The 23,424-nt window shown below is 63.7% G+C and carries 25 protein-coding genes and 1 riboswitch; of the genes, 14 read left to right on the top strand and 11 right to left on the bottom strand.

Translation table 11 applies throughout. From position 1 onward, the window contains the following. The first annotated feature begins 2 nt into the window (after positions 1 to 2). The gene (cobT, locus tag AC3EMP_RS00585) at positions 3 to 1,901 is read left to right on the top strand and encodes a cobaltochelatase subunit CobT (RefSeq protein ID WP_023706318.1); all 1,899 of its coding nucleotides are present in this window, start codon (positions 3 to 5) and stop codon (positions 1,899 to 1,901) included. Next, entirely contained in the window at positions 1,898 to 2,923 is a 1,026-nt protein-coding gene (locus AC3EMP_RS00580; protein ID WP_352713613.1) for an esterase-like activity of phytase family protein, read from the top strand. The genes cobT and AC3EMP_RS00580 overlap by 4 nt, the downstream gene beginning before the upstream one ends. A 5-nt stretch (positions 2,924 to 2,928) precedes the next feature. Here AC3EMP_RS00580 and AC3EMP_RS00575 read toward each other — a convergent pair whose 3' ends face one another. From AC3EMP_RS00575 to rpmB, 3 genes are all read right to left on the bottom strand, one after another. Beyond that, complete coding sequence (locus AC3EMP_RS00575) at positions 2,929 to 3,600, bottom strand: polyamine aminopropyltransferase (RefSeq protein WP_023686729.1); 672 nt, start codon at positions 3,598 to 3,600, stop codon at positions 2,929 to 2,931. Positions 3,601 to 3,603: 3 nt separating this feature from the next. Next, positions 3,604 to 4,284, bottom strand: coding sequence for a queuosine precursor transporter (locus AC3EMP_RS00570; RefSeq protein WP_352713616.1), 681 nt, complete (start codon positions 4,282 to 4,284; stop codon positions 3,604 to 3,606). Positions 4,285 to 4,446: 162 nt separating this feature from the next. Next, the gene (gene rpmB / locus AC3EMP_RS00565) at positions 4,447 to 4,743 is read right to left on the bottom strand and encodes a 50S ribosomal protein L28 (protein ID WP_023670682.1); all 297 of its coding nucleotides are present in this window, start codon (positions 4,741 to 4,743) and stop codon (positions 4,447 to 4,449) included. Positions 4,744 to 5,002: 259 nt separating this feature from the next. Between rpmB and AC3EMP_RS00560 the strand changes: the two genes are divergently transcribed. From AC3EMP_RS00560 to AC3EMP_RS00550, 3 genes are read left to right on the top strand one after another with little or no spacing between them, the layout of a single operon-like run. Beyond that, positions 5,003 to 5,803, top strand: coding sequence for a DUF3108 domain-containing protein (locus tag AC3EMP_RS00560; RefSeq protein ID WP_023711708.1), 801 nt, complete (start codon positions 5,003 to 5,005; stop codon positions 5,801 to 5,803). A 45-nt stretch (positions 5,804 to 5,848) separates the two neighbouring features. Further along, on the top strand, positions 5,849 to 6,736 hold the full coding sequence (gene yddG, locus AC3EMP_RS00555) for an aromatic amino acid exporter YddG (RefSeq protein WP_023670684.1): 888 nt from the start codon (positions 5,849 to 5,851) through the stop codon (positions 6,734 to 6,736). Continuing rightward, positions 6,733 to 7,407: a lysoplasmalogenase family protein gene (locus AC3EMP_RS00550; protein ID WP_023711709.1), complete on the top strand. Its 675-nt coding sequence runs from the start codon at positions 6,733 to 6,735 to the stop codon at positions 7,405 to 7,407. The genes yddG and AC3EMP_RS00550 overlap by 4 nt, the downstream gene beginning before the upstream one ends. Here the strand turns inward: AC3EMP_RS00550 and AC3EMP_RS00545 are convergent. Continuing rightward, the gene (locus AC3EMP_RS00545; protein WP_023706325.1) at positions 7,404 to 7,829 is read right to left on the bottom strand and encodes a cupin domain-containing protein; all 426 of its coding nucleotides are present in this window, start codon (positions 7,827 to 7,829) and stop codon (positions 7,404 to 7,406) included. The genes AC3EMP_RS00550 and AC3EMP_RS00545 overlap by 4 nt on opposite strands. Before the next feature lie 20 nt (positions 7,830 to 7,849). Then, entirely contained in the window at positions 7,850 to 8,617 is a 768-nt protein-coding gene (gloB, locus tag AC3EMP_RS00540; protein WP_023706326.1) for a hydroxyacylglutathione hydrolase, read from the bottom strand. Between the two features lie 117 nt (positions 8,618 to 8,734). Here gloB and AC3EMP_RS00535 point away from each other — a divergent pair, with 117 nt between their 5' ends. From AC3EMP_RS00535 to AC3EMP_RS00525, 3 genes are all read left to right on the top strand, one after another. Continuing rightward, a complete protein-coding gene (locus tag AC3EMP_RS00535) occupies positions 8,735 to 9,517 on the top strand; it encodes a class I SAM-dependent methyltransferase (RefSeq protein ID WP_023670688.1) in 783 nt (260 codons plus the stop codon). Between the two features lie 137 nt (positions 9,518 to 9,654). Next, positions 9,655 to 11,475 carry an ABC transporter ATP-binding protein/permease gene (locus tag AC3EMP_RS00530; RefSeq protein WP_023832499.1) on the top strand — a complete coding sequence of 607 codons (1,821 nt, stop codon included), beginning with the start codon at positions 9,655 to 9,657 and terminating at the stop codon, positions 11,473 to 11,475. Positions 11,476 to 11,538: 63 nt separating this feature from the next. Continuing rightward, positions 11,539 to 12,327 carry a DUF1194 domain-containing protein gene (locus tag AC3EMP_RS00525; RefSeq protein WP_023822501.1) on the top strand — a complete coding sequence of 263 codons (789 nt, stop codon included), beginning with the start codon at positions 11,539 to 11,541 and terminating at the stop codon, positions 12,325 to 12,327. A 51-nt stretch (positions 12,328 to 12,378) separates the two neighbouring features. On the opposite strand, the gene AC3EMP_RS00520 is transcribed toward AC3EMP_RS00525, so the two are convergent. Next, complete coding sequence (locus AC3EMP_RS00520; protein WP_023673297.1) at positions 12,379 to 13,314, bottom strand: glycosyltransferase family 2 protein; 936 nt, start codon at positions 13,312 to 13,314, stop codon at positions 12,379 to 12,381. Between the two features lie 248 nt (positions 13,315 to 13,562). Here AC3EMP_RS00520 and AC3EMP_RS00515 point away from each other — a divergent pair, with 248 nt between their 5' ends. Beyond that, the gene (locus AC3EMP_RS00515) at positions 13,563 to 13,883 is read left to right on the top strand and encodes a DUF1330 domain-containing protein (protein ID WP_023694041.1); all 321 of its coding nucleotides are present in this window, start codon (positions 13,563 to 13,565) and stop codon (positions 13,881 to 13,883) included. 7 nt (positions 13,884 to 13,890) lie between these two features. On the opposite strand, the gene metW is transcribed toward AC3EMP_RS00515, so the two are convergent. Continuing rightward, positions 13,891 to 14,505 carry a methionine biosynthesis protein MetW gene (metW, locus tag AC3EMP_RS00510; RefSeq protein WP_023685353.1) on the bottom strand — a complete coding sequence of 205 codons (615 nt, stop codon included), beginning with the start codon at positions 14,503 to 14,505 and terminating at the stop codon, positions 13,891 to 13,893. Continuing rightward, entirely contained in the window at positions 14,502 to 15,671 is a 1,170-nt protein-coding gene (metX, locus tag AC3EMP_RS00505; RefSeq protein WP_023685352.1) for a homoserine O-acetyltransferase MetX, read from the bottom strand. Before metX ends, metW begins: the two co-directional genes overlap by 4 nt. A 60-nt stretch (positions 15,672 to 15,731) precedes the next feature. Further along, positions 15,732 to 15,809, bottom strand: a riboswitch (SAM riboswitch). 126 nt (positions 15,810 to 15,935) lie between these two features. On the opposite strand from metX, the gene hisC reads away from it, so the two are divergent. Beyond that, positions 15,936 to 17,045 (top strand): histidinol-phosphate transaminase, encoded by a 1,110-nt coding sequence (hisC, locus tag AC3EMP_RS00500; RefSeq protein ID WP_352713350.1) that lies wholly within the window; start codon positions 15,936 to 15,938, stop codon positions 17,043 to 17,045. A 4-nt stretch (positions 17,046 to 17,049) separates the two neighbouring features. Beyond that, positions 17,050 to 17,985 carry a prephenate/arogenate dehydrogenase family protein gene (locus tag AC3EMP_RS00495; protein WP_023731076.1) on the top strand — a complete coding sequence of 312 codons (936 nt, stop codon included), beginning with the start codon at positions 17,050 to 17,052 and terminating at the stop codon, positions 17,983 to 17,985. A 7-nt stretch (positions 17,986 to 17,992) separates the two neighbouring features. On the opposite strand, the gene AC3EMP_RS00490 is transcribed toward AC3EMP_RS00495, so the two are convergent. Both AC3EMP_RS00490 and AC3EMP_RS00485 read right to left on the bottom strand, forming a co-directional pair. After that, the gene (locus AC3EMP_RS00490) at positions 17,993 to 18,916 is read right to left on the bottom strand and encodes a sugar kinase (protein ID WP_023731075.1); all 924 of its coding nucleotides are present in this window, start codon (positions 18,914 to 18,916) and stop codon (positions 17,993 to 17,995) included. Positions 18,917 to 19,040: 124 nt separating this feature from the next. Beyond that, positions 19,041 to 20,039: a DUF2125 domain-containing protein gene (locus AC3EMP_RS00485; protein WP_023832505.1), complete on the bottom strand. Its 999-nt coding sequence runs from the start codon at positions 20,037 to 20,039 to the stop codon at positions 19,041 to 19,043. A 124-nt stretch (positions 20,040 to 20,163) separates the two neighbouring features. Between AC3EMP_RS00485 and AC3EMP_RS00480 the strand changes: the two genes are divergently transcribed. The 3 genes from AC3EMP_RS00480 to AC3EMP_RS00470 all read left to right on the top strand — a co-directional run bounded on the left by AC3EMP_RS00480 (position 20,164) and on the right by AC3EMP_RS00470 (position 22,519). After that, positions 20,164 to 20,697, top strand: a complete 534-nt coding sequence (locus AC3EMP_RS00480) for a gamma-glutamylcyclotransferase (RefSeq protein ID WP_023754180.1) — start codon at positions 20,164 to 20,166, stop codon at positions 20,695 to 20,697. A gap of 164 nt (positions 20,698 to 20,861) precedes the next feature. Next, complete coding sequence (locus AC3EMP_RS00475; protein ID WP_023731073.1) at positions 20,862 to 21,809, top strand: aldo/keto reductase; 948 nt, start codon at positions 20,862 to 20,864, stop codon at positions 21,807 to 21,809. An 83-nt stretch (positions 21,810 to 21,892) separates the two neighbouring features. Then, positions 21,893 to 22,519, top strand: coding sequence for a LysE family translocator (locus AC3EMP_RS00470; RefSeq protein WP_023698717.1), 627 nt, complete (start codon positions 21,893 to 21,895; stop codon positions 22,517 to 22,519). Positions 22,520 to 22,588: 69 nt separating this feature from the next. Here AC3EMP_RS00470 and AC3EMP_RS00465 read toward each other — a convergent pair whose 3' ends face one another. Further along, positions 22,589 to 23,398, bottom strand: coding sequence for a lysophospholipid acyltransferase family protein (locus AC3EMP_RS00465; protein ID WP_352597621.1), 810 nt, complete (start codon positions 23,396 to 23,398; stop codon positions 22,589 to 22,591). Positions 23,399 to 23,424 lie beyond the last annotated feature (26 nt).

The raw sequence follows: 23,424 nt of genomic DNA, 5'->3' as shown, positions 1-23,424 counted from the left end.
CGATGGCGGGTCCGGGCGACAACACGCGCAACAAGTCGAAGACGGGGTCTGAAGCCGACAGCTTCAAGCGTGCCGTCACCGTCTGCATGCGCGCCATCGCCGGCGACAAGGAGCTCGAAGTCGGTTTCGCCAAGGACCGCCCGGCGCTCGCCGGCAGCCGCGCCCGACTGCCCGAACTGCCGAAGAAAGCGTCCAAGACAGACATCGCGATTACTCGTGGCCTGGGTGATTCCATGGCGCTGAAGCGCGCCTGCCACGATCAGCGCATCCACACCAAACTGGCGCCGGAAGGCAAGCTGGCGCGCTCGATCTATGACGCCGTGGAACAGGCCCGCGTCGAGGCGATCGGCAGCCGCGCCATGCAAGGCGTCGCCGACAATATCGGCTCGATGCTGGAGGACAAATACGCCAAGGCCAACCTTGTAGACGTCAAGGACAAGGCCGACGCGCCGATCGAGGAGGCGCTGGCGCTGATGGTGCGCGAAAAGCTGACCGGACGGCCGATCCCGAAGAGCGGCGAACGGCTGGTCGACCTCTGGCGGCCCTGGGTCGAGGAAAAAGCCAAGGCCGATCTCGACGGACTGTCGGCCAAGCTTGGCGACCAGCAGGCCTTCGCCCGGGTCGTGCGTGAGATGCTTGCGTCCATGGAGATGGCCGAGGAACTCGGCGACGATCAGGAGACCGAAGACTCCGAGGACAATGACGACAACCAGCCGCAAGGCGAGGAGCAGAGCGAGGAGGGCGGTGAAGACGATTCCGGCTCCGAGCAGTCGCAGTCCGAGGATGCCGAGGCCTCGGCTGATGACGAACAGTCGTCCGAGACGGAGGCGTCCGACGCCACCGCCGACGATCTTTCCGACGATGACGATGCGGACGCCGAGACGCCGGGCGAAGCCCGCCGCAACGACAACCCCTTCGCCAATCTGCCGAAAGAGATCGACTACAAGGTTTTCACCACCGCCTTCGACGAAACGGTCGGTGCGGAAGAGCTGTGCGAGGAGGAAGAACTCGACCGGCTGCGCGCCTTCCTCGACAAGCAGTTGGCCAATCTCTCCGGCGTCGTCGGCCGGCTCGCCAACCGGCTGCAGCGCCGCCTGATGGCGCAGCAGAACCGTTCCTGGGATTTCGACCTCGAAGAGGGTTATCTCGATCCGGCACGCCTGGTTCGTGTCGTCATCGACCCGATGCAGCCGTTGTCGTTCAAGCAGGAGCGCGACACCAAATTCCGCGACACGGTGGTGACGCTGGTGCTCGACAATTCGGGCTCGATGCGCGGCCGGCCGATCACGGTTGCCGCCACCTGTGCCGACATTCTGGCGCGCACGCTGGAGCGCTGCGGCGTCTCGGTCGAGATCCTCGGCTTCACCACGCGGGCGTGGAAGGGCGGACAGGCGCGCGAGAAGTGGCTGAAGGACGGCAAGCCGCCGAACCCCGGCCGGCTCAACGATCTGCGCCACATCATCTACAAATCCGCCGATCATCCGTGGCGCCGCGCCCGGCGCAATCTCGGCCTGATGATGCGCGAGGGCCTGCTCAAGGAAAACATCGACGGCGAGGCGTTGTTATGGGCGCACAACCGGCTGATCGCCCGGCCCGAACAGCGCAAGATCCTGATGATGATCTCGGACGGCGCGCCGGTCGACGATTCGACGCTGTCGGTCAATCCTGGCAACTATCTCGAGCGGCACCTGCGCGCCGTCATCGAGCTGATCGAGACGCGCTCGCCGGTCGAGCTTCTGGCCATCGGCATCGGCCACGACGTCACCCGCTATTACAGGCGCGCCGTCACCATCGTCGATGCCGAGGAACTGGCCGGCGCCATGACCGAGCAGCTGGCCTCGCTGTTCGCCGAGGAAAACGTGCGCGATACACGCCGCGGCGGCTACCGGCGCGCCGGATGATTTTTTTGCGCGGCGGGTTTCGGCAGATGCTCTTCGCGGTCACTGCCTTGTTCGGCATGGCGTTTGCGCCGGCCATCGCCGCCGGCCCAAGCGCGGTCGAGCCGGTCGAAGTCTCGGCGCGGCCGATCACCACCTTCCATATCGGCAGCGCCGACAAGCAGTTTGGGCCGCTGGAATTCGTCGGCGGTCTTGAGATGAACTCGACGACGCGCGATTTCGGCGCGCTGTCGGCATTTCGGTTCGTCAAACCCGGCAGCGATTTCATCGGCGTCGCCGATACGGGCTTCTGGTTCTTCGGCTCTATCACCCATGATGCCGACAAGCGGCCGTCCGGCATCCAGAATTTCCGCATGCAGCAGATGGTCGATGAGAAGGGCCGGCCGATCGACAAGAAATGGGAAGTCGATGCCGAGGGCCTTGCAGTCAAGGACGGCATCGCCACCGTCGGCTTCGAGCGCGATCACCGCGTCGCCCAGTTCAAGATCGACCCCAGCAACATGACGGCGCCGTTCAAGCAACTGAACTTTCTGGTTCCAGCCCGCGAACTGCGACAGAACCGCGGTTTCGAGACCGTCACCCACGCCAATCCCAACGGCCAGCACGAGGGCGGCCTCGTCGTGGTCTCGGAAAAGAGCTTGGACAAGGCTGGCAACATCTATGCCGCCATCATCGGAGGGCCGCACAAGGGCGTCTTCACGGTCAAGCGCAACGGTGATTTCGACATCACTGACGGCGCCTTCCTGCCGGATGGCGACCTGCTGCTTTTGGAGCGCAGTTTCTCGATGGCCGGCGGTGTCAGGATGCGGCTAAGGCGCATCTATGGCGAAAGCGTCGAGAAGGGCGCGGTTGCCGACGGGCCGGTGCTGATGGAAGCCGACATGGGCTACCAGATCGACAATATGGAAGGACTCGACGTCTGGACCCGCGATGACAGAGCGCTGATGGTGTCGCTGATCTCGGACGACAACCATTCGATCCTGCAGCGCAACCTCTATCTGGAATTCATCCTGCACCAGGATTGAGAGCCCTAAGGCTTGGTGGCGATCCAGATGACGTGGCGCGCACCGCGCTTGCCATTGGCGCGCGTCTTCACCTCGTCCACGACAAAGCCCGCCTGCTTGAGCCTAAGTGTGAAGCCGGCATCGGGGCCTTGCGACCAAACAGCCAGCACGCCCCCGGGCCTGAGCGCTGCACGCGCCGCGCCGAGGCCGGCAGCGCCATAGAGGGCGTCGTTGCCCTTGTAGACGATGCCTTCGGGGCCATTGTCGACATCGAGCAGGATGGCGTCCCAGGCTGCCTTGTCGGATCTTATGATGTGCCCGGCGTCGGCTTCGCGAACCGTCACACGGGGATCGTCGAGACAGCCGGCGAAGACCGCCTCCATGGGGCCGCGCGCCCAGGCGATGACGGCGGGGACAAGCTCGGCAACGGTGATGCCTGCGTCGGCGCCCATTTGGGCAAGCGCAGCGCGCAGCGTAAAACCCATGCCGAGGCCGCCGATCAGGATTTTCGGTTGGGCGCGGCCGCCGATCTTTTCACAGGAGAGCTTGGCCAGCGCTTCCTCGGAGCCGCTGAGGCGGCTGTTCATCAGCTCATTGGTGCCGAGCATGATCGAGAATTCGCTGCCGCGCTGCTTGAGGCGCAGTTCCTGTCCGCCGTCAGGCGTTTTGGCCGAGCCGAGCTGGACCCAGGGAATCACGGCCTAGACAGCCACGGCCGGCTGGCTCCAGTGGGCGGCGAGCAGCCGGTAGGGGATCACGGCCACAACAGCGATGATCAGCTTCACCGACAGGTCGCCCAGCGCCCAGGAGACCCAGCGCATGGTCTCGACCGGCAGCACGCCCATCAGCGGCGCCGTCTCCAGCGCAAAACTGTCGTTCGGGCCGGCAAAAGCGAAGGCGGCCGAAAAGGCGATGCTGAAGAACACCAGGGTGTCGAACACCGAGCCGACCAGCGTGCCGACGATCGGCGCGCGCCACCAGCTCTGCCGGCGCAACCGGTTGAACACGGTGACGTCGAGCAATTGCGCGCAAAGGAAGGCCGCGCCGGAAGCTGCGGCGATGCGCACCAGCCGGTCGGCTGATGTCTCGAACTCGATCAGGCCGTGGCGAAACAGGAAGGGCGGGACGAGAATCGAGCAGACCACCGCGGTCATGAAGCCGACAAAGACGATGCGGCGCGCCACCGTCGGGCCGTAGCGGCGGTTGGCAAGGTCGGTGACCAGGAAGGAGAAGGGATAGGTGAAGGCGCCCCAGGTCAGGATGTCGGCCAGCGACAGACCGCCGGCCTGACCCTGCATCGGGAACTGCACGAGGATGTTCGATACCACGACGACAAGCGCCATGGCGGCCACAAAGGGCAGATATCGCGAGAAGGAAGTCATTTTTTTATCCTGGGTAATGGAACCAGCCAGGCGCTAGCCGAAATCCGGATCGCGCTGCCTTGCAAGTTTTGAGCATCGGATTGCTCCGATGCTGCTGCCTTAGAAGTTTTGAGCATCGGATTGCTCCGATGCTCAGGGCGGTCGTCCCCCGCCTTGATATCGTTAAGCGGCGGGCTGGTCGGCCAGCTTCTTGGCGATCTGCTTCTTCAGCAGCCGCGCGCGCTGCGACAATTCCTTGGCGTCGGCCTTGGCCAGGAAGGCGTCGAGGCCGCCGCGATGCTCGACCGAACGCAGCGCGTTGGCCGAAATGCGCAGGCGCACATTCTGGTTCAGCGCTTCCGAAATCAGCGTCACATTGACGAGGTTCGGCAGGAAGCGGCGCTTGGTCTTGTTGTTGGCGTGGCTCACATTGTTGCCGGTCTGGACTGCCTTGGCAGTGAGTTCGCAGGTGCGGGACATGGTTCTAACCTTCAGTTCTGTCTAGCCTGCCAAACCTTGTTCGCCCGCGCCGGGTGGCGCGCGGTTTCAGTCAGGCGGCCTTATGGAAAAGTTGGCGTTCCATAGTTGCATTTCGCCAATGCGTCAAGCTCCGGCTTGCCCACGACTGTGACGAGCGTTTCACATAAAGGCCGGAATTCAGCCTATAAGCGGTCGGACAGGGACATCTCAAGCCGGAGTCGCCCGCCTCCGGTTAAAAAAATCAAGGACCGAGCCCGCCATGCTTCGCCCGTCACATGCCGTTGTCGCCATACTTGTCGCCGCCTTGCCAACATCAACCCTTGCCGCCGCGCCCGCAGCCACCGCACAGTCCTTCAAGGGCGAATACACGGTGTCGTTCCTCGGCCTTTCCGTGGCCAAGGCGACATTTTCCAGCCACTACGAAGGCGATAGCTATTCCATAGACGGCACCGTCTCCAGCGCGGGTCTCGCCACCTTGTTCGACGACACGAGCGGCACGATCTCGTCAAAGGGCAAGATTCTGGGCAAGCAGATGCAGCCGCAGGTATTTCGCGCCGATTATAAGTCCGGTAAGAAGGCTTCCATGGTCGATATCCGCTTTGCCAATGGCGCGGTGACCGCCACCCAGGTCATTCCCGAACCGAAAAAGCGCAATCCCAAAAACTGGATACCGCTGGGCAGCAACGATCTGGCATCTGTGCTCGATCCCATGGCGGCTACCGTTATCCATGCCGACAGCCTCGACCAGGTCTGCGGGCGCAAGGTGAAATTCTATGACGGCGAGATGCGCGCCGACCTGACGCTGACCTACGCCTCGAAAGGATCGATCTCGGTCAAGGGCTACAAGGGCGACACCGTTACCTGCAAGATGAGCTTCGAGCCGGTGGCAGGCTACCGCAAGGGCCGCAAGGCGCTGAATTACCTGAAGAAGAAGAGCCAGATGATGGTGACGTTTGCACCGCTCGGCCAAACCGGCATATATGCGCCGATCCACGCCACGGTCGGGACGCAGATCGGCACCTTGACTGTCAGCGCGGGGCGGTTCGAAGCTACTGAATAGACGCGCCCACCCGAATAGAAATGGGGCGAGTCGCCGGAGACGGGCATGGGGCGCGCAACACTGATCGGTTTCTCGGCGGTCGCCATGTGGGCGCTGCTGGCGTTGCTCACCGATGCGTCGGGCGCCGTGCCGCCATTCTTGCTCTCGGCCATCACCTTCACCATCGGCACCGCGGTCGGGCTGGTTGCCCGGCTGTTCATGCCGGCGACCGATAAAAGCCTGAAGATCCCACGCCAGGTCTGGGTGATCGGCATTGCCGGACTGTTCGGCTACCATTTCTTCTATTTCACCGCGCTGCGCAACGCGCCGGCGGTGGAGGCAAGCCTGATCGCCTATCTGTGGCCGCTGCTGATCGTGCTGGGATCAGCGCTGATGCCGGGCGAGAAGCTGGCCTGGAACCATGTCGTCGGCGCGCTGCTCGGGCTCGCCGGGACCGTGCTGATCGTCACCAAGGGTGGCGGCCTCGCCTTCGATGCTCGCTACACCTTCGGCTATGCGATGGCGGCCGTCTGTGCGCTGCTGTGGTCGTCCTATTCGCTGCTGTCGCGGCGCTTTCCGGCGGTGCCGACCTCAATCGTCACCTGGTTCTGCGCCGCCACGGCAGCCCTGTCCCTCATCTGCCATCTTCTGCTGGAAAAGACGGTGCTGCCCGATGGCCCCGGCCAGTGGCTGGCGGTGGTTGGTTTGGGGTTGATGCCGGTGGGTGCCGCCTTCTACGCCTGGGATATCGGCGTCAAACGAGGCAACATCCAGGTGCTCGGCGCGGCAAGCTATGCGGCGCCACTGCTGTCGACATTGGTGCTGATCGCGGCGGGCGTTGCCGAGCCGTCGCTGCGTATCCTGGCGGCCTGCGTACTGATCACCGGCGGCGCGGCGCTGGCGGCGAAATCGTTGTTCCTGCGCAAGGCGGCAACTGGCGGGGCAAGCGCATGACGATGCCGTTTGCCGGCGGCATCGACGCCAACGCAAATGCAACATTGATTTTTTCGCTGGTGGCGGCGGTGATCTACGCCTTCACCCTGGACATGCGGCCGACGCTGGCCCACTCGGCGGCAAAGACGCTGGCCGTGGCCATGCTTGCGGCGCTGGCCTTCATGCAAGGTGGGCCGCTGTTGCTCGTCTCTGCGCTGGCGCTCAGCGCCGTCGGCGATGCCTTCCTGTCGCGTGACGGCGAAAAGGCCTTCCTCGGCGGGCTGGCCAGCTTCCTTGCGGCGCATGTCCTCTATGTGCCGCTCTTCCTGCTCGGCGGCGGCGGGCTGGATGTGCTCAGCACCGAGACATGGCGCGGCGCCATCGCGCTTGCCATGGCGGCCTTCGCAGTCGTCATGCTGGCGGCGCTCTGGCGCCGTGTCAGTCCCGGCCTGCGGGTGCCGATCGCCATCTATATCGCGGCCATTCTGGCGATGGGCATCTCGGCGTTGACGCTCGCCAATCCGTGGGTCATCGGCGGCGCTGTTATGTTCATGGCATCGGACGGGCTGCTTGCCACGGAGAAATTCCTGGTTCCGGCAATAGCACCCTATCGCGCCGGCATCCGTTATGCGGTCTGGGTGCTCTACTATGCCGCCCAGCTCTGCATAACTCTTGGTTTTCTTCTGGCCTAAGGCTGCCAGCCCGGCTCGGCCATTTCAAACGCGGCGAAGTCGAAGCCCGGCGCCACGGTGCAGCCGACCAACGTCCATTCGCCGAGGCTGCGCGCCGATTGCCACCAGCCGGCCGGCACGACGATCTGCGGCCGCTCGCCCGCCGCAAGCTCAATGCCGAGCACCTGCTCGATCACCTGGTTAAGCATTGGACTACCTTCCTCGCACATCGACAGCGCCAGCGGCGCTCCGGCATGGAAGTGCCAGACCTCGGCCGCGTCCTTGACCCGGTGCCAGGCCGAAATCTGGTCCTGTTCAAGGAGGAAATAGATCGCCGTCGAATGGCCGCGCCCGGCGCCGTCGCGAAAGGTCTCGGCATACCAGCCGCCTTCCGGATGTGGCTTGAGGCCGAGCGTGGCGATGATTTCAGCGGCGCTGGTCATGGCTGATCCCGGAATGATGCTCAGAAATTGTCCTTGCGCTTGCGGATTTCCGCGAACACTTCGGCGTCGGAGGCCGCCTCCATACCGAGATGCTTGCGGATCGCCGGGTCGTGCCAGCGCAGGAACGGATTGGTCGACAATTCCTCGCCGATCGTGGTCGGCAGCGTCGCCTTGTTGTCGGCGCGCAGGGTCTCGATCTTGGCGGCGCGTTCTTTCAGCGCCGAATTGGTCGGGTCGACGGTCAACGCAAAGCGGGCGTTCGAAAGCGTATACTCATGGCCGCAATAGATGACCGTGTCGGCCGGGAGTGCGGCGAGCTTCTTCAGCGACTCATACATCACCGGCGGCTTGCATTCGAACAGCCGGCCGCAGCCGAGCGCGAACAAAGTGTCGGCGGTGAACGCCACTTTCGAGGCCGGAAAATGATAGGAAACATGGCCCGCAGTGTGGCCGGGCGTGGCGATGACATCGATCCGCTCACCGCCGAGATGGACGACCGAGCCTTGCCCGACGGTCTCGTCGATGCCGGGGATCTTTTCCTTTTCCGCCTCCGGTCCGACGATGCGCAGCTTGAAGCGCTCCTTCAGCGCCAGATTGGCCTCGACATGGTCGACATGGTGGTGGGTGGTCAGGATCATTGTCGGCTTCCAGCCGGTACGCTCGATAGCGGCAATGATCGGCGCTTCTTCGGGTGCGTCGATAATGGCGGTCTCGCCGCTTTTCGGGTCATGCACCAGCACGCCGAAATTGTCGCTGCGGCACATGAACTGTTCGATTTCGACGGGCATTGGCATCTCTCCATCTGTTGGCGCAGACATAGGGCGCTTGGCCGCTGATGTCATCTAGCTTTGCAGAACGTGCCGGCTTTGTTGAACTTGGGCGGCATCGCAGCTACCGTCCCGCGCATGCATTCCGATATCGTCGATCTCCGCTCCTTCTATTCGACCACGCTCGGCCGCCTGGCTGAACGCTCGATCACCATGGCGCTGTCCTCAATATGGGCAACAGTGCCCAATGAGCGGCTGGTCGGGCTCGGCTATACCTTGCCGTGGCTGGAGCGGTTCGGCACCGATGCCGAGCGGGTGTTTGCCTTCATGCCTGCTACGCAAGGCGCCGTCGTCTGGCCGGCGAACGGGCCGACGGCTACGGCGCTGGTCTTCGACGAGGAATTGCCGCTGGTCGATTCCTGCATCGACCGCATGCTGCTCGTGCATTCGCTCGAACATGTCGAAAACCCGCGCGAGACGCTGAACGAGATCTGGCGGGTGCTGTCGCCGGCAGGGCGCGTCGTCATCGTCGTGCCCAACCGGCGCGGTGTCTGGGCGCGGTTCGAGCACACGCCGTTCGGCAATGGCCGGCCGTTCTCGCGCGGCCAGCTGACAGAATTGCTGCGCGAGGCGAATTTCACGCCGGCTTCCTGGTCCGACGCGCTGTTCTTCCCGCCATCGCCGCGGCGCTTCATGATGCGGTTCCACAATGTGCTGGAGCGCGCCGGCCGGCGGTTCTGGCCGATCTTTTCCGGCGTCATCGTGGTCGAGGCGCAGAAGCGGCTCTATCAGGGCGTGCCGGTCGCGCAGCGCGCTTCGCGCCGTGTCTTCGTGCCGGTACTGTCACCGCACGGTGCGACGCGGCTTGGCCGCCGGGCGGAAGGGGTGACATCGACGACGCGTCAGGTGACACCTTCGTGATCATCATGAAAACTGGTGTTGCGTGGGTTTTTCCCACCTATCTGTCGCAGATGCATTCGCGGTCCGTTTGAGCGGCGGATGCCTTCAAGTCTCTCCATCTGGTTTCAGCAACGCTTCTGAACGCAAGGACCTCGTGCATGGCTGATCAACCGGACAAGTCCGCCGCCGCTCAGCCGGTAACCGTCGATGCCAGCAGCCTGCGCGATCAGGTGGCGACGATCAAACGGGCGCTGATAGGCTCACCGGTGCGCAAGTGGCTGGTCTGGACGTCGGTCGGCATTATGGCGGTCATCGTCGCGACGTCGATCGGCCAGGTTCTGCTCAACCGCTGGAACCAGCCTTTCTACGATGCGCTGGCGCGTCGCGACATGGCGGCCTTCCTGCATCAGCTGATGATCTTTGCCGTGATTGCCGGCACGCTGCTGCTGCTCAACATCGCTCAGACCTGGCTCAACCAGATGATCCGGCTGAAGCTGCGCGAGGCGCTGACGCTCGACCTGATCGACCAATGGATGCGGCCGGCGCGGGCCTTCCGGCTCGCCAATGCCGGCGCCATCGGCGTCAATCCCGACCAGCGCATGCAGCAGGATGCCGCGCATCTGTCCGATCTGTCGACGGACCTCGGCGTCGGCCTGCTGCAATCCTTCATCCTGCTGGTGTCGTTCGTCGGCGTGCTTTGGCAACTCTCGTCGGGCTTCGTCTTCCACATCAACGGCTGGTCGCTGGCGATACCGGGCTACATGGTCTGGGCCGCGTTCCTCTATGCCGGCATCGCCTCCTGGCTGAGCTGGCTGGTCGGGCGGCCGCTGATCCGCCTCAACAGCGACCGCTACACCCGCGAGGCCGAGCTGCGTTCCGGGATGGTGCGCGTCAACGAGAATGTCGACGCCATCGCGCTCTATCACGGCGAAGCCGATGCCAAGAGACGGCTCGAAATCGACCTTGGCACGGTGCTGGGCGCGATGCGAAACATCTACAAAGCGCAGATCAACCTTTCCTGGGTGACCGATACCTATGGCTGGATCACCGTGGTGGCGCCGATCCTGGTGGCATCGCCGGTCTATTTTTCAGGCGATATCAGCTTTGGCGGGTTGATGATGGCGGTCGGCGCTTTCAACCAGGTGCACTCGTCGCTGCGCTGGTTCATCAACAATATCGGCGGCATCGCAGACTGGCGCGCCACGCTGATGCGCGTTGCCGACTTCCGCATTGCGCTCGATGATACCGATGTGCTGCACGACAAGGAAAAGCGCATCGAATTCGGCGATAACGCCAATGGCAGCCTGACCTTCGAGAAGCTCCAAGTGGCCTCGCCGGAGGGCTGCACCAAACTTTCAGACAGCCATGTCGAGATCCATCCCGGTGAGCGCGTCATGATCACCGGCGATCCAGGCGCCGGCAAGACATTGTTCTTCCGCGCCATTGCCGGCCTTTGGCCCTGGGGCAGCGGGCGGATCGGCTTGCCGGCCGGAGAAACGCCGATTTTCGTGCCGCGTGTTCCGTATTTTCCTGCCGGCACGTTACGCGAAGTGCTGCATCCGAATGGCTCGGCGCCGGCTGGCGATGCTGATTTTGGGGCGGTGCTGGCCGAGGTCGGGCTCGAGCGGCTGTCATCCTCGCTCGACCGTTCCGCACGGTGGGAGCGTGAACTCAACGATGACGAACAACGCTCGCTGGCCTTCGCCAGGCTCGCCTTGCGGCAGCCGAAATGGGTGATCATCGACGAAGCGATGGACGCGTTCGATGGTCCTTCGCTACGAAGGGTGCTGTCCATGTTGGAGAAACGCCTGCCGGAAACCGCGATCCTCAACATCGGGCGCGGACTGCACAATGATCATTTCTTTCCACGCGCATTGAACATCGTGAAGGATACGGGTGCTGCGCCACTGAAACCCGCCCGAGTCAGGACCGGCGCCATCGACCCGCCGCCGAAAGCGGCCGTGCGGCGAAAGAAGTAGAAGGGGCTTTATTTCGCCGCGATCGCGGCGAAGATCACGGATCGAAATATCGGTGGTGCGGCCATGCTCGACGCGTTCAGTCTGTTAGCTTGCCTTGCCTGCACCACGCCCGTGGCTGCCCCGGCCGTTGCCGTGGATGTCGAACTGGTGCTGGCCGTCGACATCTCACAGTCGATGGACGAGAGGGAGTTCGCGCTGCAGCGCGCTGGCTATGTCGAGGCCCTCAGGCATCCCGATTTCATCAAGGCCGTGCGCTCGGGAACCACCGGGCGCATCGCGCTTGCCTATTTCGAATGGGCGGGCGTCGTGCGCGAGGATGGCGTCATCGCCTGGCAGGTGATCGACAGCGCAGAGAGCGCCAACGCCTTCGCCGACAGAATAGAAGCGCGGCCGTTCCGCAGCTTTCGCGGCACCTCGATTTCCGGTGCGCTTGCCTTCGGCGCCGGGCTGTTCGAGGGCACGGGGTTCGATGCGCCACGCAGCGTCATCGACATTTCCGGCGACGGTCCCAACAACACCGGGCTGCCCGTCGCCACGACACGCGATGCGGCGGTGGCCAAGGGCATCGTCATCAACGGCCTGCCGATCCTGATCAGCCCGTCGCCGACCTTCAGCCATCTCGACCAGTATTATGACGACTGCGTCACCGGTGGGCCCGGCTCCTTCGTTTTGCCGATCTATGTGGCCTCGGAATTCGCCACCGCCATACGCCGCAAGTTGATCCTGGAGGTGAGCGGCATCGCCGATGCGACCGTGGTCCCGATCGATGCCGCCGCACCCATGGACTGCCTGCAGGGCGAACGCGACCGGCGGCTATATTCCGACCCATATCTGCCGGAACTCGACAAATGAGGTTTGAGGCAGTTCGGAGGGGAAAGCCGCTGCTCGGCTTGTCGGCAAACTTCAGGCCGGCCGTGCACCGTATTTGTCGCGAAATTCGGCATAGAGATCGCGGCGCCAGCGCCGGCCGCCGACATAGCCACGCAACAGCTGCGGCAGCGAATAGCCAAGCGCCTTCGACGACCGGTTGGCCATATAGCCGGAGAACGCCTGCGAAACCCTGCCCTTGAGTGCATCGGCGATGAGCTGCCGGGCGATCATGTAAGGCGGAATGTAGGGGTAGCGGTCGGCGATATAGGGGTGCTTGTCGATCAAGCTCGCATAGGCTTCGACATAGCCGTCCCGGCGACCGGAGATCGAATTCTCCGAGTTGTACTTTTTCCAGTCGATCACTTCGGACAGCTGCGCGCCGCTGCGACGGGCAAAGCGCAGCAACAATTCGCGATCCTGCATGCGCGTGACGTCACTGTCGTAGCCGCCGATGGCCAGCAGCGACTCGCGCCGGGCGGTGATTGCCGACCCGGCAATGAAGATGGTCTGCGCGACAAGGGCCCGCTCCAGCGAGTCGCGGCTCAGCAGCGCCTCGCGGTTGACGCAGTTGGTGCGGCGATTGCCCTTCAGCGACACGAAGGAACTGATCAGCACTTCGAGCGAGGGATTGTTGTCGAACTGCTCCAGCGTCCGCGCCAGGCGATCCGGCAAATAGACGTCGTCGGAATCGAGGAATGTCACCACCGGCGCCTGCGCCCGCTCGATGCCGGCATTGCGGGCGGCATTGGCGCCGCGCCATTTCGAGCCAACATAGATCAGCCGTGGATCGCGGATTTCGGCAAGTGCGGCTGCCGTACCGTCGGTCGAGCCGTCATCGACGACAATGTGTTCGAACCGGGGAAAATTCTGCGCCAGCACGCTCTCCACGGCGCGCACCACCTTGCTGCGGCGATTGTGCGTCGGTGTGATCACCGAGATCAGCGGAGCGAGGTCGGTTGCCTTGGACATGTTGCTTCGATTGTGCCCCGAAATGCCTGGAGGCCGGAGGTTTTGATGGTCGCCGTCCAAGCCTTACCCCGGGATGGCATTCGATTCGACGCTACAAAAAACCAGCGGCAATGTCATCACAAACTGTTGAGCCAGGACGCCGGTAAGCCGGCCGATTACCCCAGACGTAATCGACCGATGGCCATCATGTCTGCAGATTGCGCCAACGAAGCCGGTCGTCGGGCTTCGATCTCACAGGGAGTTCAGCCATGGCCGCCTACGCCGTCGCCCATATGCGTCAAGTCACAATGGGCCCGCAGATTGTCGAGTATCTGCAGAGGATCGACGCCACATTGGAGCCGTTCGGCGGCCGCTTCCTTGTCCACGGCGGCGACATGGACGTGGTCGAAAACGAATGGCCCGGGCATCTGATCGTCATCGAGTTTCCGGACAGGGCGCATGCGTGGGGCTGGTACGATTCATCAGCCTATCGGGAGATTCTGGCCTTGCGCACCGACAACTCCCACGCCGATGTGATCATCGCCGATGGCGTTCAGCACCCGCACAAGGCGACGGACGTGCTGGAATAGGGGCAAACTACCGCTTCAGCAAGAACACCGCTTGCTGGCCGAAGAAATTCCAGAACCACCATGGCATCGACAGGCCGATCTTCTGGCCGTTGCCGTCGAGCGCGGTGGCTTTCTCGACCGAAGCGCCGAGTTCCTCGACCAGATTGACGAAGTCGCGGATGGTGCAGAAATGGATGTTGGGCGTGTCGTACCAGGAATAGGGCAGGTCCGCGGTCACCGGCATCCGGCCCTTGACGAACAGCGACAGCCGCACCCGCCAGTGGCCGAAATTGGGGAAGGAGACGATGGCGCGGTTGCCGATTCGCAGCAGCTCGTCGAGCACCAGCTTCGGGTTGCGGGTCGCCTGCAGCGTCTGTGACAGGACGACGAAGTCAAAACCCTTGTCCGGATAGAATTCGAGGTCGGTGTCGGCATCGCCCTGGATGACCGAGAGGCCGCGCGCAACGCATTCATTGACGCCTCGCTGTGACAGCTCCAGCCCGCGGCCGTCGACCTGCTTGGTCTCCTGCAGGAGTTCGAGCAGCAGGCCGTCGCCGGAGCCGACATCGAGCACCCGCGACTGCGGCGGTATCAGGTTGGCCACGACTTCGAGGTCGACGCGCTGGCTGCCATTGACGCTCATGAGGCGAGCCCCCTTGCGCGGGCCGCCGAGCCGATGAAGCCCTTGATGGCGGCAAACAGTTCGGGTTCATCGAGCAGGAAGGCATCATGGCCGCGGTCGGTGTCGATCTCGACGAAGGAGACGGAGGCGCCGGCGGCGTTGAGCGCATGCACGATCGAGCGGCTCTCCTCGGTCGGGAACAGCCAGTCCGAGGTGAAGGACACCAGGCAGAAGCGGGTCTTGGTCCCGGCAAAGGCATCTGCCAACCGGCCGCCATGGTCGGCGGCGAGGTCGAAATAATCCATCGAACGGGTCATGTAGAGGTAGGAGTTGGCGTCGAAGCGGTCGACGAATGTCATGCCCTGGTGGCGCAGATAGCTTTCGATCTGGAAATCTGCGTCGAAACCGAAGGTCAGCGCTTCGCGGTCCTGCAGATTGCGGCCGAATTTCCGATGCAGGGCGGCTTCCGACAGATAGGTGATGTGGGCGGCCATGCGCGCCACGGCGAGCCCCTTTTCCGGGCGCTTGCCGTGCTCGAAATATTTGCCGCCATGCCAGTCCGGATCAGCCATGACAGCCTGGCGGCCGACCTCGTGGAAGGCGATGTTCTGCGAGGAATGGCGTGCGCCTGTGGCGATCGGCAGGGCCGAGAAGACGCGCTCGGAATAGCATGACGCCCATTCCAGCACCTGCATGCCGCCCATCGAGCCGCCGAGCACGCAAAACAGCTTTTCGATGCCGAAATGGTCGACCAGCATCAGTTGCGCCCGCACCATGTCGCGGATGGTGATGATTGGCAGGTCGAGGCCGTAGGGCTTGCCGGTGGCGGGATTGGTCGAGGCCGGACCGGTGGAGCCGAGGCAGCCGCCGATGACGTTGGAGCAAATGACGAAGAAGCGGTTGGTGTCGATGATCTTGCCGGGACCGATCAGCACTTCCCACCAGCCGGGCTTGCCGGTCACCGGATTGGTGCTGGCGACATGCTGGTCGCCGGTCAGCGCGTGGCAGACCAGGATGGCGTTGGTGCGGGCATCGTTGAGGGCGCCATATGTCTGGTAGGCGATCTGGAACGGCGACAAAAGCGTGCCGGCGTCGAGCTTCAGCGGCTTGTCAGGGCCAAAACGCAACACAGGGCTCGACGGGTTGTCGGCCTCGTTGTTGGTTTTTGTAGCGCGGAGCGCGGCCATGTGACTCTCCTTGCCCGCCGTCAGGCAATAAAAAACCGGCAATGCGATCGCAAAGCCGGTTACGTCACGCAAACGGCCCTTTAGCGAGTTGTTTAACGTGGCTGCAAGCCGACCGGCCAAATCACCACGGAACTGTTGCGTTCTTCTAGAACTCGTGCGGCCCGGCGTCAACGGCCAGCTATTGCCCGCCTCTCGACATTCGCGGCTACGGCTTGTATTTCCGCTGCGGCCTCCGGACGGAGGCATTCTCGATGGATTTGCGACATGGACAAGACAGCGGACAAGGCACGACCGACGCCCCGCGCGGGCATCATGGACATCGACGCCTATGTACCAGGCAAGAGCACGGCACCTGCCGGCGTCGCCAAGATCCATAAATTGTCGTCGAACGAGAACCCGCTCGGCCCGTCGCCGAAGGCGATCGAGGCCGCGCGCGAAGTGGCCAGCAAGCTTGATGTCTATCCCGACGGCACCGCCCGCCGGCTGCGCGAGGCGATCGCCGAGGTGCACGGCCTCAACCCGGCAAACATCATCTGCTCCAACGGTTCCGACGAGATACTTGGCCTGCTGGCGCAGACCTATCTTGCGCCAGGCGATGAGGCGATTTTTACCGAACATGCCTTCATGGTCTACAAGATCTACATTCAGTCGGCGGGGGCCAAGCCGGTTGCTGTGAAGGAAACCGAGGAGCGCGCCGACGTCGACGCGATCCTGGCCGCGGTGACGCCGCGGACCAAAATCATCTTCCTCGCCAATCCCAACAACCCGACCGGCACCTATCTGCCGTTCCAGGAGGTCCGCCGCCTGCATTCCGCGCTCCCGGGCAACGTGCTTCTGGTGCTGGACGCGGCCTATGCCGAGTACGTCAGGCGCAATGACTATGAGGCAGGTATCGAGCTGGCGGGCAGCGCGCAGAATGTGGTCATGACCCGCACCTTCTCCAAGCTCGGCCTTGGCGGCGCGCGCATCGGCTGGATGTATGGCCCACTGCACATCGTCGATGCCATCAACCGTGTTCGCGGCCCTTTCAACGTTAACGCAACAGCGATCGAGGCCGGCATTGCCGCCATCCGCGACCGCGCCCATGTCGAGCGCAGTTCGTTGCACAACGAGACCTGGCTTACCTGGTTGAATGAAGAACTGACGAAGCTTGGGCTGCGCGTGACGCCCAGCGTCGGCAATTTCGTCCTCATCCACTTTCCCGACGACAAGAAGCATTCGGCTGAGGCGGCGGACGACTACCTCACCCAGCGCGGCTATATATTGCGGCGCGTTACCGGCTATGGCTTTCCCAATGCGCTGCGCATGAGCGTCGGCACCGAAGAAGCCAATCGCGGCGTCATCGATGCCCTCACGACATTCCTGAAAAGCTGAAACAATGACTTCACCGATGTTTGAAAAGATCGCGCTGGTCGGCATCGGCCTGATTGGCTCGTCGCTGGCCCGCATCATCCGCCGCGAGGGCCTGGCCCGCCATGTCGCCATCGCGACGCGCAGCCCGACCACGCTGGCACGGGCGAAGGAGCTCGGTCTTGGCGAGAGCTACACCACCGACGCCAGGGAAGCGGTCCGCAATGCCGACCTGATCATCGTCTCGGTGCCAGTGGGATCGTCGGGCGAGGTGGCGCAAGAGATCGCGCCGGCGCTGAAAAAGGGCGCCATCCTCACCGATGTCGGTTCGACCAAGGCCTCGGTCATTGCGCAAATGCAGCCCTATGTACCGGACGGCGTGCACTTTATTCCGGGGCACCCGCTGGCAGGTACGGAGAAATCGGGCCCGGATGCGGGTTTCGCCGAGCTGTTCGAAAACCGCTGGTGCATCTTCACGCCGCTGCCGGGAACCGATCCGGCCGCGCTGGAAAAGCTGTCGGAATTCTGGCGGCGCTGCGGCTCCAACATCGACACGATGGACCCGCAGCATCATGACATGACGCTGGCCATCGTTTCGCATCTTCCGCACATCATTGCCTACAACATCGTCGGCACGGCCGACGATCTGGAATCGGTGACCAAGTCGGAAGTGATCAAATATTCGGCTTCCGGTTTCCGCGACTTCACCCGTCTGGCCGCCTCCGACCCGACCATGTGGCGCGACGTGTGCCTGCACAACAAGGATGCCATCCTGGAAATGCTGGCGCGCTTTTCGGAGGACCTCGCCTCGCTGCAGCGGGCGATCCGCTGGGGCGACGGCGACAAGCTGTTCGACCTGTTCACCCGCACCCGGGCCGTTCGCCGTTCGATCATCGAGGCCGGCCAGGATATCGACGTGCCGGATTTCGGCCGGCAGGCGGTCGAGCACCCGGTGAAAAGTTAAATCTGTTTCAGACGGGCCAGGTCGCCGCGACCATGGCCATTGCCTCGTCCCTGTTTGGCGCCCCCAGCCGGCCGCCGAAGCGCTGGCATTTGAGCGCGGCCGCCGCGCTGGCAAAGCGCAACGCCTGCTCGATCGGCATGGTTTCCGCCAACGCGACAGCAAAGGCGCCGTGGAAAACGTCGCCGGCGGCCAGCGTGTCGACCGCCTTGATCTTCGGCGCCGCGATGTGGCGCACGCATCCGGCGGACCGGTCATGCCACCAGCTTCCCGCGGCGCCGCCGGTCACCGCGACAAAGGCGTCTGTGCGGCTGGCGAGGTCGGCGCAGGCGGTTTCGGGATCCAGCGCGTGGTCGCAGATAATGCGTGCAGCCGTCTCCGAAGCGACGATGTGCGAAGCCAGCGGCAACAGACGCTCCAGCACCTCCAGCGGCGCCGTGTCGGCGTCGAGGATTGCCGGGCAACCGGCGTCGCGCGCGGCGGTCAAGGCAAGAGCGGCGGCGCCCGGCCAGCGCACATCGACCAGCACGGCATCGAAGCCGGAAAGATCGGCGACAGGCACCGCCTCGGGGTCGGCCTGCGCCTTTGGGTCGTAGAAGGGCACGATGATGCGCTCGCCATGAGCGTCAACCAGGATCGCGGCCAGCGCCGAGCGGGCGCCTTCGACGCGGCGGACAAAGCGGCAATCGACGCCCTCGGCCTCGATGCCGGCCAGCAATTGGTCGCCGACGGCATCGTCACCTGCACTTGCCCACAGGAACACCTCGGCGCCGAGACGGCGGGCGGCGCAGGCAGCACTTGTCGCCATGCCCGAGGCGATCTGGATGCCGTCCGAGGCGATGAACTTGCCCTGATGCGTGGGCAGGGTTTCGACGCGCAGGATGGTATCCAGCGTCAGCGCGCCAACGCTCAGCAGTTTCACCGGTCGGTTCATGCGTCGGCTTGCTCGAGCATGATCTCTCCCCAAAAGCCGTTCCCGCTCTTTGCGATCATGCTCTATCTCTTTGTGTTAACGCAATTCCGGACGGAAAACCGCTCACACTTTTCCTGGAATTGCTCTAATCGAGCGGCTTGATCTTGCCCAGCGGAATGAAGCCGAGCGAGACCTTGCCCTTCACCACCTTGAGCGGCATCGACGGTTCGTTGCCGAGCAGCGCCAGACCGGCAAAGCCTTGCTCGATCTGGCTCTTCTGCTCGGGGATTGCGGTGGCGAGAATTGCCGCCACGGCTTTGGGATCCTGCAGCTTGATCGTCAGGTCGGCATTGACCTGGCCGTTGGCGTCGACCGACACCGGGCCGGAGACGGTGATGCGCGCGGTTCGCGACGACAGATCGAGCTTGTGGATGTCGACCGCCTGGCCGCGCAGGCTCCTGGCCTGCGTCTTCATCAGCGCGACGCCGTTCTTCAGCGTCGCGTCGCCGCTGCCGTCGAGCGGCGGCAGCACGCGCCCGCCGATCGCGTCGGCGTCGATCTCAAGATCGGTGAAGCTGCCGACGTAGCCGATGTCCTGGCCGTCGGGTCGCAACTCGCCCGCCGCGGTTCCGGCGCTGAACAGTGAAACCGGATCAGTGTCGTCGGCCGGATCCGTCTGGCCGGACAAGCTCTCCGCCTGCAGCGAAATGCTCCGGGGCAGGGGCCAGGAGAGCTTGGCATTGGCCTGCAGATTGTCCCAGTCGATCCATAGCGGCGCCATCCCCGGCACCGAGGTGCGCAGCGGCCCACGCAACTCGGCGGCAGGCGACAAAGGCCGGATGAGCTCTGCAACGAAGTTGAAGCTGCCTGCCGAGGCGGCAACGTTCCTGGCGTCGTCCTCGTAAGCCAGATTGTCACAGGAGATGGCAAAACTCAGGGGGTAGCCGCTGACGGTGAGGTTGGCGCAGCCGGCCTCGATGCCTTTGTCCTTGAGCGAGGCCACCGCCTTGTCGGCTTCGCTGCTGACGCGACCGGCGACATAGAACCAGACCGCGCTGTAGACGCCGAACAGCATAACGACCAAGGCAGCGAGCCACATCAGCCGGCGGCGAAACTTCGACGGACGCTCGTCACTTGACGTCATGCTGCGGCTTTCATTAACGCGGGCGTGTTGCGGGTGGACTGTGGCTTACGCAACAAGCAAAAAGAACAGAAGAGCACCGATTCCGATGCGGCGGCGTCACTCTCGTGCAATCAGGCTTGGCGATATGGGCGATTTTTGGGTTTTTGGCTACGGCTCGCTGATCTGGCGACCGGGATTCGCGCATGTCGAGACCCGCCGCGCGCGGCTTTACGGCTACCGCCGGTCGCTCTGCGTCTATTCCTTCGTGCATCGCGGCACGCGTCAGCGGCCGGGCCTGGTGCTCGGCCTCGACCGTGGCGGCTCCTGCATCGGGCTGGCGTTTCGCGTGCCCGGCGAGCTGCGCGATGAGGTGCTGACCTATCTGCGCGAGCGCGAATTGGTGACCAGCGTCTACCTCGAGCGTGTGCTCGATATCAGTCTCGACGTGAATGGTGCGGCCGCGGGAGAGAGAGTGAAAGCGGTCGCCTATATCGTCGACCGCCAGCATGAGCAGTATGCCGGCGGGCTCGATGCCGCGCATGCGGCAGGTGTTATCCGTGGCGCCGTCGGCCAGTCCGGAAACAACGAGGACTATGTGCTCAACACGCTGCAGCATCTCGCGGCGCTGGGTATCAGCGACCACTGGCTGGAAGAGGTGGCGAAGCGGATCGCCTCGTGAGCCGGTAGACCACGGCGAGCCTGCAGGCGAAGCGCTCGCGCCTTTGTGAAGCGCTGGCCCGCTGGAAAAATTGGCTGAGGCCTTTGACCTCGGCGCGGCGAGACCTAGCTTAGCTGCGGCCCGAAGCATTCGGGTCGCCCGCCGCCAGCCCACGGAGCCCCGTCTTGCAAAAACGCCGTCTCGGTCAAACCGACCTTTCCATCGCGCCGCTGGTCCTGGGCGGCAATGTCTTCGGCTGGACCGCGGACGAGAAGACCTCCTTCGACCTGCTCGACCGGTTCGGCGACGCCGGCCTCAACGCTATCGATACGGCCGATGCCTATTCGCGCTGGGTGCCGGGCCACGCGGGCGGCGAGTCCGAGACCATCATCGGCAAATGGATGAAAAGCCGCGGCAACCGTGACAAGATCATCGTCATCACCAAAGTCGGCTCGGATATGGGACAAGGCAAGAAGGATCTGTCCGCTGCCCATATCGAAAGGGCGGTCGAGGCGTCGCTTGAGCGGCTGCAGACCGATGTGATCGACCTGTATTTGTCGCACTGGCCGGACCCGACCACGCCTTACGAAGAGACGCTCGGCGCCTACCAGAAGCTGCTCGCTGCCGGCAAGGTCCGCCATATCGGCGCCTCGAATCTTGACGCCGGCCAGCTGCGCGCCGCGCTCGATGTTGCCAGCCTGCGCGGGCTGCCGCGCTACAGCGTGCTGCAGCCGGAATACAATCTCTACGACCGCTCATCCTTCGACGGGCCGCTGCATGATCTGTGCGTGGCCGAGGATATCGGCGTCATCACCTATTTCAGCCTCGCCAAGGGGTTTTTGAGCGGCAAATACCGTAGCGAGGCCGATCTCGGCAAAAGTGAACGCGGCGGCGGCGTGAAGGCTTATCTCAATGCGCGCGGCATGCGCATTCTGGCCGCACTCGACACTGTGGCGGCGCGCCATTCGGCCAAGCAGGCGGAAGTAGCACTCGCCTGGGTGATGGCGCAGCCCGGCATCACCGCGCCGATCGCCAGCGCCACGACGCTGGACCAGGTCGACAGCCTGGTGCGCGCCGCATCGCTGAAGCTCAGCGCGGAGGATCTCGTGGCGCTGGACAAGGCCAGCGCCTAGCCGCGCAGGTTCGGCACGATCGTTCAAGACGACGGCTGTCCGCCTTGCCACACTGTTCTCCATTATTGTGGAGAAGAGGCAGCATGGCCGCAGACATTCTTTCGCAGGCGCAGCCCTGGCAGCAATTGCTGGCGCTGGTGCTGGCGGCAACCGTCGTCATGGGCAGTCCTGGCCCGGCGACGATCAGCGTCACGGCGATAGGGGCCGCCTTCGGCCTGCGCAATTCGCTTCACTACACATCGGGGATCATTTTAGGCACGGTCGCGGTGCTGCTGGTCGTGGCCACCGGCATCAAGGCTATCCTCACCTCGATGCCGGGCGTAGCGCCAGTGCTGGCGGTCGCTTCCGCCGCCTATATTCTCTACCTCGCCTACAGAATAGCGACGGCGCCGCCGCTGGCCGCGCGTGACAGCAGCGCGGTTCTGCCGACCTTCCTCGGCGGCTTCCTGCTCGCCGTTGCCAACCCGAAAGCCTATGTGGCGATTGCTGCGGTCCTTGCTGGCTCCGCGACCGCAGCCGGCGCCGATGCTCTCGGCATCCCGGCCAGGCTGGCGGTTCTCACCCTGATGATCGTCGCCATTCATGTGCTGTGGCTGCTGGCCGGCGCGGCCTTCGCCCGCACCCTGCGCCAGCCGCTGGCGTCGCGGATCATCAATCTGGCCTTCGCGGCGACGCTGGTGCTGACCACGGCGCTGGCGGCGTGGCCTTGAGCCGGCTCGCAGAAGAGATCAAGCTTTGGTCTTTTTTGTTTTGACGCAATTCGGCACGGAAAAAACCGCTCACACTTTTCCTGGAATTGCTTTGGCGGCCGCGGCGAGTTCGGCCAGCCGTTTGACCGCCGTCGGCGGCATTTGCGGCGGGTTAGGAGCCTGCGATGCCTCGATCAGCAGCTGGTCGCAGGCGGCTTCCGTATCGCCGATCAGCCGGTCCATGAATTCGTCCTTGCCGAGCCCGGGCGGAATCGGCGGCAGGAAGCGGGCATTGATGGTGCCGGGAAAGCGCAAGAATTTACGGCGAGGCCAATAGAGGCCGGCGACATGGGCGACCGGTACCACCGGGATGCCAAGCTGCGTATAGAGCTCGACAATGCCGTATTTGTAAGCCGGCTCGTCGCCTGGCGCTCGGCGCGTGCCTTCGGGGTAGATAATCAGCTGGCGCGGATTGCGCCCCATCTCCTGCTTTGTCGATGCAACGACCTGCTTCAACGCCTTGGAGCGGCTGCCGCGGTGAACCGGGATCATCCGCATCTTCAGGATGTACCAGCCGAAGAAGGGGATCCAGGTCAGCTCGCGCTTCAGGATATAAAGCGGATCGTGGAGGAAGGGAAAGAAAGCGATCGCGTCCCAAAACGACTGGTGTTTCGGCGCCAGGATGAAAGAGCCCTCCGGCAGGTTCTCGACGCCGGTGATGTCGCTCCTGGTTCCGGCGATCTTGTCGTAGAGCCACAGGCTGGTGCGCGACCAGAATTTCGGCACGAACCAGGCGCGATGGCGTGGCGAGAGGAAGTAGTAAGGGGTCCAGAGGACCATCTGGACGATCAGATTGACATAGAAGACGAAGTTGAACGCCAGCGAGCGGATATAGAGCATGCGGGGAAGGGCCCGTTGAGGAGGTG

This window comes from Mesorhizobium sp. P160219, assembly GCF_057786095.1.
This window is presented reverse-complemented; position numbering and strand designations above follow the sequence as displayed.